The organism is Arthrobacter sp. MYb213, from assembly GCF_002979915.1.
Lineage (GTDB): Bacteria > Actinomycetota > Actinomycetes > Actinomycetales > Micrococcaceae > Glutamicibacter.
In genome coordinates this window covers 237,995-252,497 of record NZ_PCQA01000002.1, presented here as the reverse complement: position 1 = coordinate 252,497, position 14,503 = coordinate 237,995, and the positions used below count along the sequence as shown (strand labels likewise).

At 53.4% G+C, this 14,503-nt stretch carries 9 protein-coding genes and 2 pseudogenes; 3 read left to right on the top strand and 8 right to left on the bottom strand.

The window, feature by feature from the left end:
- The first annotated feature begins 264 nt into the window (after window positions 1-264).
- Together CQ011_RS05485 and CQ011_RS05480 are read left to right on the top strand one after the other, a co-directional pair.
- Entirely contained in the window at window positions 265-996 is a 732-nt protein-coding gene (locus tag CQ011_RS05485) for a uracil-DNA glycosylase family protein (protein ID WP_105675469.1), read from the top strand.
- Window positions 997-2,196: 1,200 nt separating this feature from the next.
- Window positions 2,197-3,915 carry an ATP-dependent nuclease gene (locus CQ011_RS05480; protein WP_181148004.1) on the top strand — a complete coding sequence of 573 codons (1,719 nt, stop codon included), beginning with the start codon at window positions 2,197-2,199 and terminating at the stop codon, window positions 3,913-3,915.
- A gap of 204 nt (window positions 3,916-4,119) precedes the next feature.
- Here CQ011_RS05480 and CQ011_RS05475 read toward each other — a convergent pair whose 3' ends face one another.
- The 8 genes and pseudogenes from CQ011_RS05475 to CQ011_RS05435 all read right to left on the bottom strand — a co-directional run bounded on the left by CQ011_RS05475 (window position 4,120) and on the right by CQ011_RS05435 (window position 12,747).
- Entirely contained in the window at window positions 4,120-5,085 is a 966-nt protein-coding gene (locus tag CQ011_RS05475; protein WP_105675465.1) for a hypothetical protein, read from the bottom strand.
- 471 nt (window positions 5,086-5,556) lie between these two features.
- Window positions 5,557-7,326 (bottom strand): hypothetical protein, encoded by a 1,770-nt coding sequence (locus tag CQ011_RS05470; protein ID WP_105675461.1) that lies wholly within the window; start codon window positions 7,324-7,326, stop codon window positions 5,557-5,559.
- A 1,004-nt stretch (window positions 7,327-8,330) separates the two neighbouring features.
- Window positions 8,331-8,756, bottom strand: a complete 426-nt coding sequence (locus CQ011_RS05460; RefSeq protein ID WP_353616167.1) for a DNA polymerase Y subunit UmuC family protein — start codon at window positions 8,754-8,756, stop codon at window positions 8,331-8,333.
- Window positions 8,757-8,930: 174 nt separating this feature from the next.
- Window positions 8,931-10,127 carry an IS110 family RNA-guided transposase gene (locus CQ011_RS05455; RefSeq protein WP_105675457.1) on the bottom strand — a complete coding sequence of 399 codons (1,197 nt, stop codon included), beginning with the start codon at window positions 10,125-10,127 and terminating at the stop codon, window positions 8,931-8,933.
- A 253-nt stretch (window positions 10,128-10,380) separates the two neighbouring features.
- A pseudogene (locus tag CQ011_RS05450) lies at window positions 10,381-10,734 on the bottom strand (Y-family DNA polymerase); the annotation flags it as partial.
- Window positions 10,727-11,155: pseudogene (locus CQ011_RS05445) on the bottom strand (LexA family protein); the annotation flags it as partial. The pseudogenes CQ011_RS05450 and CQ011_RS05445, both read right to left, overlap by 8 nt.
- Before the next feature lie 635 nt (window positions 11,156-11,790).
- Window positions 11,791-12,456: a hypothetical protein gene (locus tag CQ011_RS05440; protein WP_146112571.1), complete on the bottom strand. Its 666-nt coding sequence runs from the start codon at window positions 12,454-12,456 to the stop codon at window positions 11,791-11,793.
- Window positions 12,457-12,540: 84 nt separating this feature from the next.
- A complete protein-coding gene (locus tag CQ011_RS05435; RefSeq protein WP_105675453.1) occupies window positions 12,541-12,747 on the bottom strand; it encodes a hypothetical protein in 207 nt (68 codons plus the stop codon).
- Window positions 12,748-13,527: 780 nt separating this feature from the next.
- Between CQ011_RS05435 and CQ011_RS05430 the strand changes: the two genes are divergently transcribed.
- On the top strand, window positions 13,528-14,400 hold the full coding sequence (locus CQ011_RS05430) for a DUF4192 family protein (RefSeq protein WP_105675451.1): 873 nt from the start codon (window positions 13,528-13,530) through the stop codon (window positions 14,398-14,400).
- Window positions 14,401-14,503 lie beyond the last annotated feature (103 nt).

Below are 14,503 nucleotides of genomic sequence, written 5' to 3'. Positions count from 1 at the left end.
TTGGGACGGACGCTCTATTCATGTCCTGGTGAAAACTCGAGACGCGAGCTGCAACATTTCCACGAATTTTCTTTTGAGGTGCACTCTTTTCCCGACTGGTCAAATCAAACCTATAAGACATGGTTCTAGCACGTACAAAAATGTAAGAATTCAGCGTGGCAACCACAATTTGTCGTGGGTAATTGTTCGTTACAGCTCCAATTTGTCTGACCTAGATGGCAGGATCGAAGGAACAGAGTCTCACACGAAAGAACTGGCGGAAATATGTCTTTGATTGGACATCAAACGATCTTGCCCAACGGCGAACTGTCATTGGCAGATCTATGGCCGGCAGAAGAAACGAAGATTGTAATTGCGGGGCTGAATCCTGCGCCCCCTAGTGTCGCAGCCGGTCACTATTATCAAGGGCGCAACGGGAAGCAAATGCTAAAACGCGTTGCTACTTCGATGTTCAAAGAGGAAATTCTAGTTGGCGAGCATTTGGACGACGCTTTAGTCGCTCACGGAATTGGTTTCACGGATCTAGTGAAATCACCGACCGTCGGGGAGAAAGACGTTGCCGAGAAGCAGATCCTTGATTCTCTCCCGGAATTCGAACAGAAGTTGGCGGACCGAAATGTGCGCCTGGTAGTTAGCATTTACCGTCACGCGGGAATGCGTCTCTTGGGTAAGCAGAAGCTGACTAATCCGGGATTGCAAGAAGAACTCACCAGTTGGGGGGCACAGGTGTTCATCACTCCGAATCCTTACGGAGCCACCGAATTAACTCGCCCAATATATGAACAGTTGGGACATGAAGTTTACGGAATACAGACTGCTCCGGTGTTTCAGAGGGTGCTGCCGAAGAACTGGGTGGAGTTCTTTAACAAGGTCTATTTGGTCGCTTCATATAACTCCATGAGCCTAGATGAGATCGCGCTTACGATGTACGACGATGAAGTAAAGGATGCGCTAGGGACGATGCCGACACCGCCGTGGCGACAAAACGGTAAATAGGTATCGTAGCCAAGGCTCTATCCAATAATGGGTTGGAGGAGATAAAGGAGTATGCGCACTAAATGGCGTTCATCAGACTACTCTGCGGATTATGGATTCACTGCAGTAGCCAGTTTCACTTGTCTATTGGCTACTCTTCCACCCAGGTAGAGTTGCATCGAGTTTGTCGCGTCGATCAATCGATAGTTTTTTCTGGCTTCGACTTTGATGCTGTACGTGAAGCCAGACTCCGAGAGTATGTTCAAGTTCAGTTGTGTAACTACGGTATCTTGGGAGTCTTTCAGTCTGGGAGTAGAAATCCGAAACCATCTGGAGTCGTTCTAGCCAGTGTCGTTCCAAAACTTCCTTACGTGGTGTGCTTCGCCAATCGCCAAGTGAGTCGAGCAAATATTTTTTTCCAGGTGACATTTCACCCCGTATGTCGGAGCGCCGTTGACTTACAAGCCAAGTGTGAAGTCGTATCTCATCCGAGTCTGTCGAAGTTTCCGGTAACCTGCCACTTGTTGCCGTGAACTCCTTCATCGCTGTCATCTGTTTTCGCCATCGAGGGCTGGGTCTATCAGGATGGCGAGCTGCCAAAGCTTCGGCGTGCTCCGACTGAAAGCCCGGTTGATATTTTTCGCGTCTTCTCAGATGAAAATGTACCGTCGAGAGGCTCCAGCCGCACAAGTCTGCAATTTCACGTGCTGTAAGACCAGCAACGTACATGAGATCCCATTCAGGATGTCTTGAAATTTCCCATCCAGCCATAACTGGATCCTAAATAAGTGGACTTGGATTTGTCCATACTTGTGGGAACACCATCTGTAAAATCACGAACACGCATATATCTTCTTCCACGCATCGTTGAAGAAGTCGTAGCATCCTACGGCACGTTCGTTCTTAATGCAGATGAGTTGTTCTCAAATATGCTCGGAGCCCGTTGGTACGAAACTGCGCGATCAACGGCCCAATCTGTTTCGCCTCATGCGCCGCAGATGTAAGGCATGCTCGGTATTGCACCAAATATTGACCAGTCGAAGAAATACACAACTTTGGATTCCGCCGGATTCTTTCTGGAACATATATCCGCACGGCAGAAATCTGCTTTGCGCTGTCCCGTCACCGAGACTAACGAAAAACAACCCCCAATGTAATTTGGTCTCGGCGCAGAAAACTTGCATTGGCAGCGTTGGTGCGTTCCGGTGCATAGCAGCAATAATGAGTGATATGCAGAAACTTAGTGGATTTTCGTTCAAAGGCTACCGGAGCTTTCCGACAAACAAGCCAGCGGAACTCATTCCATTAGGCAAGATCAACCTAATGGCAGGACAAAACAACACAGGTAAGTCCAATATCTTACGTGCCATCGCGTCTACCTATTCAGAAGAATCTACCCAGCCTCAAACATGGGACCGACCGCTGACCGATGCCGAGCACGAGTACGCCACATCAGAATTCCGAGAATTGACCGAGATCCTCAAGCTTCCTTCACTCGAGGGGGCTGGAACCGGGCGCTTGGAGAAAATCACAGCATTTCTTACCGACCCAGGGTTGATCGTAGATACACCGAGCGGCAAGGGCATTTGGATAAATGTCCAAAAAAAGGGGTCCATTGACTCCGGATCTTTACGTCATCTCGCTCTCAGAGTCACGAATGATACTTTGGCGCGTGAACTTTCTTCAGACCTCACCCACACCGGGGGTGGCTCAAAAGGCGACGATGCCCATAGAGTCTTGCGGTGGTTGTTTGAAGGGGCCCCTGCGGGGCCAAGGGCCTATACCGTGGATGGCTCCCGTGCGATCTCAACAAGTAATGAGAGCAGTCCTGACCTGAATGGTGCGAGCATCAAACGTCGGCTACTTGAACTGCAGAATCCTTCCACAGATCGACTTTCCGACAAAAAGATCTTTGCCCAGATACAGGACTTTGTTCGAGCCGTCCTCGACGATGAATCCATCACCATTGATATTCCCCATGACTTGACAACAATCCATGTGACACAAGATGGGCACACGCTTCCTATTGAAAATTTGGGCACTGGTTTACACGAAGTGGTGATTATCGCCGCAGCAGCCACCGTCACTCAAAACTCAATCATGTGTATCGAAGAGCCTGAGGTCCATCTGCACCCGGTACTGCAACGCAAGTTGCTCAAATACCTGGCTCATGAAACCACGAATCAATACTTTATTGCCACGCACTCGGCCCACATGCTTGATTCTTCAATCGGATCAATTTTCCATGTTTCCCGAAACGACTCAGTGTCAAGCATTCGCTACGTTGGTTCAGCTCGGGAACGCGCTGCCATTTGCGCAGATCTTGGGTACCGCCCTTCGGATTTAGTTCAGACAAACGCCATCATCTGGGTCGAAGGGCCATCCGACCGAATCTACATTAAACACTGGATCGAACTTAGCGCGCCCGATGAATTCATTGAAGGAACTCACTACTCAATCATGTTCTATGGCGGCGCTCTGCTTAACGCATTATCGCCACTAGATGTAGAAGAAGTTGAAGAGTTCATATCGCTACGAAAGCTCAATCGCTATATGGCTATCGTGATCGACTCTGATAAGAAGTCGGCCGGCGCATCCATCAATGGACATAAGAGACGAGTCATCGAAGGCCTGAAGGAAGACCCTACTACTGGGGTGGCTTGGATTACGGATGGATACACAATTGAAAACTATGTCCCTGAAGCGATCCTTACCCAAGCAATCGGAACGGCTCATCCTAGATCCAAAAAAGGAGACTTCGCTGCTCAAATGCGGTGGGCGAATCCGCTGGCCAGTGAGCGAACTGGCATCAAGAATGCCAGCAAAGTCGCGATTGCAAAACTCGTAGTCAACGATTGGAATGGTGAGTGGCCGTTCAACCTAAGAAAACGAGTAGATGAAGTTGTAACGCTCATCCGGGCTGCCAATGAACATAGCTAGCAGCGTGGAACAGCGACTATGACGCAGCGTCAACGCTGATCGACCTGGGTCCTTCCAAAGCCACAGGTCTCAATAGATATCGCAGCCGCACAACAGAAGGCGGACGATCAACGTTTGCGGCCCATCGAAAGCTCGAAGAGTAACGGTCGACTGAGGAACTGGCCAAGCGGCCAGCGGTTGGCAGCGAGTGCCAGAAGTACACTGTCAGGTTGACCACGCAGTCGAGCTCAGATCGTGATCCTTCGAGTCAAGATCATTCTTTGTCTGTACGCGGTATTGGTCATAGTCCACCGATATTGGTGACGGGTTAGTTTTGGCCAGAAGGATGCACCGTCGGGTGTGCGTTTGGCGATGAAGATCATCCCCATTTACTCCTCCGTATTTCAAAAGAATGTCTACCAGAAGGTCGCTGATGTCCAAAAGGGGTACCACCAGCCCCACCACTATCGTGTCCCATGGCCCTCTCATTCCGGCGCTGTACCAAAGATGACCGTGGGTGGCCCCAGAACCTAAGACCCAGTTGTAGTGGATTCCTGGGGTATAGAGCTTGCTGGCGGCCGTTGTGTTACCCCGGAGCGAGACGTTCTTTGATGTTCCCCAACTGACGCTTTTAGCCAGATTTTGGTTGTCTTTATGCAGTTGTATTTCATAGCCGGCTTTCTTCATGTACCCCTGGATGCCGGCGACTGCCTTGATTTTGGCTTCCAATTCCTGTTGCTGTCCCTGGGGGAAAGTTTGTAGGGCATCGAGACCTCCCTGGGCTTTGCTTAGATGCATGGCGCCCATACGTGCTAACCGCACTTCCGAGGGAAGATCAGGATCGAAAAGTTGAGAAAGTATCAGTGCGAACTCATGGATCGAACGGACCATGGAGGACGTTGGAAGAGGAAGCATTTGATCGCTAGTCAGAAGGTGTTGAATAGCCCGCGCATACTGGTCCATTGACCTAAGTAGGCCATAAGCATCTTGGACCAAGCTATTCGTCATACCGCGAAGATGTTTCGTTGTTGCCGTGGGTTGGGCGTCTATCACCTTCTTATCAACGGCGCGAGCCGATCCATCTGGGGGGCTATGGAAGGCACTCACTGCCGCATCTAGAGCTTTTGTCAGCGCAGTTCGTTCTTGTCCAATGATGAGCGACGCAAGTTCTTTAACTGGCCTGTCTGCCATAGTCAGGTGACTTCCTTACATTTTGTTGAGTTGGTGCGATTGAGAACGTGACATTGTTGGGTTCTTGTTCGTGGTTCTGCACTGAAATTCTAGGAGCCCCGGAATCAATTAGACTCGAGCGCTCTGCTGAGTCTGTACTCCTGGGCTTCCGGCTCCTCAATCCACTCCACGACATCCGCATTTCGCTCGATGAATTCCTCCAGTATCTGGCGTGGAGTGACCCTGAAGAACTCGCGTCTGCCAACTTTTCACGCCAGATCATTCGTGTCATACGGACCCGGCTAAAAGGCTTAGAGATTCAAAGGGCAGTCTCCCGGGTTGGCTGAGTACCCATTTGGGCCCTTTGGCCTCTGACGTGGCACTTTCAGAAACGCGCCTTTGTCCGCAGCTAAGAAAAACAAGGAGATCGTGACGCGCTTACCGCAGCCTTGCCTGCCTACCACAGAAACGTGACAGGTTCCGTTGCTGTTACTAGGACCAAACCCATCCGACGCGGCGCCGCAGTCGACGTTTTGTCATGTTCGTTGGCGATTCAAGGTCGGAAGGATCAGTCCCTACGGGCATCGCACAGAATAGACCGGCGAGACGAAGCAAAAGCGCCGATTGAGCATCCGAGAATTCCATCATGAATCCGTGAGCAGCTAGATTCCTCAGATTCATTCCCGACGATAGAAGTGTTACACGTAGGGCTCTGATCCAGTCGGGGTCCAGGTCCCTGTTGGAAAGCGCGTCTACGTAAAAGTCCATTGCGGGAAACCTGCCCGGTGATTTACCTCTCTGAGTTCGATAAAGGGGTTCGTCAAGCATGAGGAGCAAGCTCCGCGCCGCACTTTCGATGAGCGGCAGTGACAATCGCGCCGAATCGGAAAATTTTCCATTCCAATGAAGTGCGAGTGACTCAGAGAACTGCCGAGCAAGCGTGGCATCAGCCGAGAACACGTCCACCATCCAATTGGCAATTCGGCCGATGGCCGGCGGAGAGAACCGGTCTCGGATATGTTCCAGTTCGCTCGCGAGAAGAATCGAGGTCAGGCTAAGTGTGATCGTCTCAGATCGGATAACTTCTTCCTCCATAAAGTCACCGCCTGTGCGCTCCGGAAGACCATGCGCGCCGAATACCGTCCGAGTGACGAATGCCCTTATCGATCCTGTCGCTCCAAGCTCTGCGGTTTTGACATTTGCTTCGTGGTCTCCGGTTGGTGAAGGACCGGCCAGAAATACCGTCAAGGCATGTTCCCAGTTGCGTGCACGTCGATATCTGCGAAGATGCGCCCGAAACACGTTTTTGGAGATCGGCATCGTGGTCGACACCTTTTGCCACCCCATAGTGTCGCGATCTACAGACTGCATGATCAATACGGCAGCTGATACTAATTCTGTGTGACCGTACTTAGCCGCAAGATCCGCTGCAGTTTGAGCATGATGCATCTTTCGCATCCCGTGATCGGCGGTATTGGCCAACATCAAATATTGATCTACATGCCATCGTCGGGCGAATTCCCGCTCTGCCGCGTTGATGGCCAGACGCTCGAGAGTCCTAGCAATCTCGTCAATGAAGGCGTTCGATGACTCCCCGATTGCAATGAGCTGCGCGCGAACGAAATTGCGCTCACCGTCCTCGAACGCACTTCCACGCACCGGTACTGAAAGAGCAGCTAGAAGAGTAAGCGCTGGACCGATTGTCTCCGAACCAATACCAAAGACTTCGATTTTTTGACGGATAGTGTCACGCACAGAAATCTCTTCCACCATTCCCCTGGAACGAGCAATAGTATTGGCTCTAGTGAGCGAAAGTGCGGTCAGATGTGCAGGCATTTCGGTGATGTCGGCAGCGTGCAGATACCAAGCGATTGTCGAGGCTGCGTGCTCAGGTGTCCGCTTTTCTCCCGAGGTGAGGAGAATATCGGCGATGTGAGCTATGACTAATGGGGACTTAGCGATTCCAGTCACTTCGGCCCATAATGTCCAGGCACTTAATGGTGTATCCGCCATCCGACGTGTTACTGCATTAGTAAGCCGCGATTCAACGAACTTGACCTCACCTGCACTATTGAAATCTTCTCGCAGCTCATAAACAAACAGAAAATCGATCTCAACCCTTAAAGCCTCATCTAGGCTCATATACTCGTTGTCGATTTGAAGCCGCTCCCAAAGTGTCATCAGGTCGTGCTCCGGCTCCGCGATTCTGTCGAGGAGATCGGCAACGAGACGAGAATCGCTTGGGTCGAATTTGTAAGCCACAGCGCTTCCTTCTTCTCCCACAGTTCGGTTGCGGGGTTTTGGTGACGTACGTTTGGAGACCCTTATCTGAACACAGCCTACCTTCATGGGTGAAGATGGATGCGCCTATTGGGCGTTCAAAAATCACTAAAGTTCGCAACCCGATGTCTCCTCGTTTAGAATGCCACGAAATACGATTCAGCAAGGCCTCTATATCGACTTCAATAAACCTTCTAGGCGAAAAGCAAGCGTTACAGAAAACCATTGATGGCGAACGTAAAAGGAATATCGTAGTGCTCTCCGACGCTCCACCGCTCCACCGCTCCAGCGGCAAAAGTGGACCGCAACCCGGCCAATATGAACGAGAGTGAATGCGCCATAGAGCAAGAGCTTTTCAACGTTGCCATAATGCGTCGCCGTCGGGGACAGCACTTTCGAGAGTTGGGATGACGATGGCATGATTTTCTGCTTCGTGCCCCCATGTTCTTGAGATGACCGTCTAACCCCATCCCCGTCCATGCACGTGGTGGAATCTTCAGCATCTGGAATGGAACCCCTGTTTTCCGAGTAGAAATCACCGAACAAGGCAAAGAGAATGACCCCGAGAACCATGACCTTGAATTTTCAAATGTCTCTCTCGTTCTACGGTTCGCTGAACTCAAATATCCCGGCAGCGATCGAGGAGAACATGATTTTAGCGGAATACTCGCCATGGCCACGCCACTGCCTCGATCCCTTGACTCTCAAAAGCTTGCTCTCTTCGTCCCCTCTCGTCTCTCACAAGCTCCGTTTCTCGCAAACCCATTCGCCCGGATGACATTGTTCCGAGCTATTTTCAGAAATCCTTAGGGGCGAGTGTGCAGGCGTCCGAAAATGTGAGGCACGTGAGGGTATTCTTACGTCACGAATGATCCACTACGAGGGGCTCCCGACAAGGTCGAGGCGTCTTTCTGCGCCAAGACAGCGCATCGTCCAGCTATTCATGATCGACCGGACCATCACAATTCACTTTCATGAATTCACGGTCAGGCAGAATGTCTCATTGAGACACTCGACTTGCACATAAACGCAGTGAGAATCTTCGCCTGCTTGTGGTGCTTATGCAACCGTGCGGAAGCTTGCTGCGTATAGATCCCCATCACCTGCTCCATACCGACCCGATCGGTAATCGGATCAGAGAAAGACCGGGAGAAGATCAGCTGCCCTTTCACTTCACGTTCTTCTTCCATTGGAATACACGAAATCCCGCGCAGCTCTAGCACGGTGCGCATTTGGACGATGGAGAATTTATCGCGGATTCGCACCTCATCGGCATCCCGCAAGTCTTTCGCGGTCCAGATCCCTAAGCCGCTTAGCCGCTTCGTCAGCCGGGGACCGATACCCCACACCTCGATCGCCGGTAATCGGGCCAGGAGGTTCTCTGTGGTCTGTTGTGGGGCGCGATCCCACAACGCACACCCCACCTAAGACGTTGAGGTGCTTTGCGGTGTTGTTCGCCATTTTCGCTAGAGTCTTCGACTTCGCGATCCCGACACAGACCGGTAAGCCCGTCAGTTGAAACACCTCAGCCTTGATCTTCTCCCCAAGTGCCTGCAGTTTGTCGGGGGGTGCCCCTATGTTAAAAGTCAAGCAATTTTCTGCTCCGGAACATCATAAAGTGAGCCATCTCGAATCATCGCAAACAGGACTGTCAGTCGACGGTGTGCCAACGCAATGAGCGCCTGGTTGTGGCGTTTACCTTGAGCTCGTTTCCGGTCATAATATTCCCGGCTGGTCGGATCGAAACGGATGGAAGCGAACGCTGAAAGGAAGAGCACACGTTTCAATCGTTTGTTGCCTGAATGGCTGACTCGCTCAGACTTGATCGAAGTCCCTGACTGACGCGTGGTCGGTGCCAAACCAGCGTAGGAGGACAACGCAGCAGAACTGGCGAACGTCTTACCGGAGATCTCAGCGATGATGATCGCAGCCGTCCTGACAGCGACCCCGGGCATCGATGTCAGGACCGGGTAAAGAGGGTGAGCCTCCACCATGGCTTCAAGGTGAGCGGCGACGTCAGCACGCTGGGCGTGCAAGGAGATCAGCTGACGAGCCATGTGCGGGATGACTAGTCCTGCAGCATCGGTGCCGACCACGATGACGCTTTGCTCGTCTAGCGCATCCATGATGGCTGTAGCCCAGGCAGTGTGCCGGCGGGCTCCGTGTTTCTTGAGTTTCGCGTCGATCCGCGCTTTGCCAGCATGCTTTAACAACGCTGGGGTGGGCCATGCAGCGAGGACTTCAAGGATGGCGTCATAGTCCAGCCGTGGACCCAGTAGCCGCTCTAAAGGTGGGTGAATTTGGGTGAAGAGCCCACGGATCCGGTTGCTTGTCTGGGTGATTTGGCGGGCCAAGTCAAGATCAAATCCGGTGAGCATGCCCAAGGCGGCTTCTTCTTCATCCGAGACTTGGATGCTGCGCAGCGTGTGCGGCATGGTGCGGGCCGCATCAGCGATTATGAACGCATCTTTTTCGTCGGTTTTGGCCGTTCCAGGATACATATCTGCGATACGTCGCATGGTCAGTCCGGGCAGGTAAGCGACGGGGATGCCCAGCTGTTGGGCTACGGCCACTGCCAAAGCTCCGATGGTGGCAGGCTGATCCACCACGACTAGAACGGTGCCTTGAGCGGTGAGGTTTTGGTAGACGGTGATGAGTTTGGCTTCGTCGTTGGGCAGGGTTTTGTTCCAGATTTTCTTGCCGTCGTTGGTGACGGCGCAGGCCCAGTGGTCGGTTTTGCCGACGTCCAGACCGAGGAAAATATCGATATCCGTGGTGATCATGACTAGTGCTCCTTTGAACTAGTTTGTGTTCAAGGTCGACCAACCGTCGGTAGCAAAGTCTTACATCCACGTTATGACAGGCGTCCGTTTTCTGGCGCCGCGCCCCTAATCAGCAATCACCATGCTGCCATCCCAATCTCGGTGGCAACACCCCCCGGATCATTGGTTAGACAGGGGCAAGACACCATGCCGAGATTGGTCGGACGACAGTCCCTATGATCCTCTTTTTAGGGGCTATCAAAAAGATAACGGGGCGCACCCCGAGGAACGCTTCATCGATGGAGTAGACCTCCACCCAGGCAGAGAACCGTGCCAGTAGTTTCATGACCCGGGCTGACATTTCCCCATACAGCTCGTAGTTAGAAGACTTTGCGACCAGACCCATGCGCCCGGCTCCGGCTGCGAGTTTGAACCAGGGCTCACCCATACCGATACCCAGGGATTTGGCTTCGCTGCTGCGTGCGACCGTACATCCGTCGTTATTGGACAGCACAATCACCGGCCGGCTTTCCAATGTCGGGTCGAAAACCCGTTCGCACGAGACATAAAACGAGTTCACGTCTACGTGGGCGATGTACTCCTGACGGTGTGGGGTGGGGGAGTCTATGTTGGCATGTGGTGGCCACACCCCAAATACGGAAATCCGAGAGCTCAGCGACCGGAAGATCAGGGTAGTCCGGATTCTCAGCTTTCAGCACCACACCGCTCGTTGAGGTGGAAAGACGTTTGACCGTCATCTCCCCGTCGATGACGGCGATCACCACATGCCCATCGCGTGGTTGTATGGACCGGTCGACGATCAACTCATCGCCATCACTGATCCCCGCACATTGCATGGATTCACCCGAGACTCGAACGATGAACGTGGAGACCTGGTCGCGGATCAACATCTCCGACAGGTCAATCTTCGTGTCCGAGTAATCTTGGGCGGGGGAGGGGTAACCAGCAGGCACCCTGTCCAGAGCCACGGCTATCACGCGCTGCGGTGATGGACTCAACGCGCAAACCTGTACTCGATCAACTTTCATAAAAACACCCAATCTTAGAAACTATATTCTAATAGTTGAGTGTAGAGGTCTCTTCCGACAGCATCGCTGAAAGCCCCTCAAACTAGCTGTACTTGTTCTTGAACGTCAGATTCTGCATTTCGCTCGTGAAAATTCGGAGAGATGTACCTTGTGAGGTGCGATCGGAAAAATTATTTCTTGGTCAGCACAGTAGAAACCTGTTTTGAGATCTACGAGAAACTGGATGAATCTCTGGGGATTAGTGATTCATCGGGTGCCGCTGCAGCCGATTTCTCGCTGAGGAGCAGCTATTTAGCTTCCGTGAGGCTGTTTGGCTGGGTACTGGTTGTGTGAGGCGACTTTGATGTCTCCATTAGCCTGACAGATGTGCCGTTATCAGCGATTGACCGGAACTTCCCGTGGTAACAAGACCTCTCGCAAAGCAGCGGTACGTCTACCGCAAAGGTTCACAACCCAAGGGATGCCAGACATCCGATCAAGACACCCTAGGATCCTTGTTACTTCAGGGATGGCACCGTCTTGCTACCATGCCCCATAAGTAAGGGACGTAGTTGCAGTAGGTAACTAGCCGCAAGGCAATCGTCGTTCCTTACTATGTAGGGACACGCCGCAGTCCCTGGGGTGGCTTATGAACGCTAAGTTGCCGGTGTCTCATCGGGCTCGCGCAGATCGAACTCACTCTCACTATCCGGCCACACAACCCCGACACCATAGGCCAGCAACAACGACACCAAATCTGGCGCCGGCTCGTCCGGCAGAAGCGCCCGACACCGCACATACTCGTCAACAAAACGCCTGCAATCCAAAATCTGTCCCAACGCCTCCCGCACGTACCCCCGACCAGCACCCGACTTGGCCTCATACAAGACGTTGCCGGTCATATCGCATAGGTCAGTGAACAACGGCTGCTTCGAACCTGGCGGATAAATCTTGAATCGAGCACCCTCCCGGCCCGTGGCGCGCAAGTACTGCTCGAACCGCTCGACCAGATCTTCCTCGCGCTTCTCGGCAACACCGGCCTCAACGGAAGACCGTTCGAAGTTCGTGACAGTGGTCCGCGCCAACGGAACCACCTCGTAGTAACCAGCGGACGCATCGGCCACCTCTTGGGCCGGCGCGAAGTCCTCGTCGCGCAACTCCACCTCGTGGACCGGGCACAAGTTGAAGGCGTAAACCTTGCGCATGACCCCAAACCTGTCGACATTTCGCTGCACCGAATAAGGGTTGCTCTCATTAACCTGAAATTCACCAAGGTAACGATGGATCTTCTTGTTCGAGTTCTGCACCTTGCCCACTGCCACGAACAGCCTGATGGGGATACCAGACTGCCGCTGCTCGGCCAGAATCCTGTTCCTCGACGTGAGGACCTGGTCGCCTTCAGAGCCTTAACCCGTATAGCGGAAAACCGTTCCGGACTCATTCCAGCCGTCCAGATCGTATCCGTACTTCTTCCCCTCCAAATGGTCCGAGTACACCAGGATGCTGTTCCGGTTCGATGGGGTCTGAATTCCTGAATTGCCCTCACCGCCGTACAGGGCCTTGAAATCATCTCGCGTGCCCTGAGTGCCAACTGCTGTCTGCCAGATCGTCATGGGATACACCGTACCCACGTCAAACGACAGTTCCCGATCCACGCCGGCTTTAGCGACGAGAAATCGTCACAGTCAACCCACACCAAAACTACGCCGCCCACAGGCGGCATTTTCGTGCCCAAGGAGAAACGCAGCATGAGCAAGTACCGATCCGACATCGGATACACCACCTATGGGCTTCAGCACGCCAACGGCAATGTCTACAAATGACGGACCCTATTGGAAGTGCGTGACCTCAAGGTCGGCGTAATCGGCCCAGGACTCAAGGGAAGCGCAACTGCTTGGGGGTTCTCTTTAGCCAAGCTCAGTGGGTTTTCTACTCACGCTTGCTGTTTACTCATTTACTCATGTGAGTAATACATCATTTACTCAACGCGGAATGGCGTGGTTTTCAGGCGCCCCGGGCACTCGCCCGCACCCGGGAAGAGGACGCCCCGCTGGAGCGGTGCGACTGTAGACCTGATTCACCTGGCGGCGAATCAGGTAGCCGGCCGTTCCGGCCGTCCCCTTTTTTGGTTGTTGTCGTTCGGAGTCTATGGCCCGACACCAAGGGCACAAGCCCCTCGCTGCGTTTCGAGGCCAAGCACCCGATCTTCTTTGACGGCGCTTCGCTTATTTCCTTACAAAGAAGATCGGCCACTCGCCCTACGGGTGATGCTCCTTAGTTTCGGGTCCGCTCATTTCATTTCGTCATTTCGCCAGCAACCAAAAAATGCGGGGGAGAGACAAGCGCGGGGCTGGTTCCGCGATTCCCCTCACCACCCACGAAACGAGAAAACCATGAACCTCATCAGCGCAACCAGCATGGCCGATGTAGTGGCCATTGCCGTTAACGGCATCGGCTTTGTGCCCACCTCATCGGTGGCACTGTTGCTGACGAACGAAGCCGGGTTGATTGCCACGCTTCGCGCCGACGCCAGCCCCGAAGCCCCCGCCGATCAATGGGCGCAGGCACTCACCAACTACGTGCACCGCGTCACCGACGCCAACGGCGTCATCCTGATCAGTTTCGAGGACGAGCAGGCAATGACCGCCGCGCAGTACCGCGCACTGGGTGACACCCTCGCCCACGCCGGGTGCCCCATCCGTTCGGCCATTCTGGTCACCGGGGGACACCTGATGGACTACGACGGAGATTCAACCGACTCGGTGAAATCCTCCACCGTCGCCACCTCAAACGCGGCGCTGGCCCTGATGATGGCCACCACCCAGAGCGCCAAGCTCGCCGCCGACATTCCGGCGTGCACGAACCCGGCCAACGAAGCGCTGGCACGGTTCACCCGTGAAGCCCTGACAATGGACTGCACGGACGAGGAAACCCTCACTGTGGCACGCGGTACGCTGGCCGACATGATCGAGGGTTACCGGCACAGCGGAATCATTAGCGCCGAGCACGCCGCGTGGATTGCCGGAACCTTCACCACCAAGGGCATGTGTGACATGCTCATGGCCTCGCTGGCCACCCCGAGCTATGACACCGGAACGGTCGGTGCCGTCATGCTGGGGCGGAAGTCACCGGAAGGTTGGAAATTCTTCAAGGCCGGTGCAGATGCACTTTACGCCGCCCTTGAATTCATTCCCACCGAACACCGCGCAGACCTGCTGGCCGGAATCGGAGGGTCCCCCCTTAGTACGGTGAGGCCTATTTGCTGATCGTCTGCAGCATGTTGCGCGGCCTAGATGATCCAGGTATCTGTTTTGACTGTAAGAGTTTTTGCGCAAGTCATCGAGCATGGCTATGCGTCGGCATGCATAG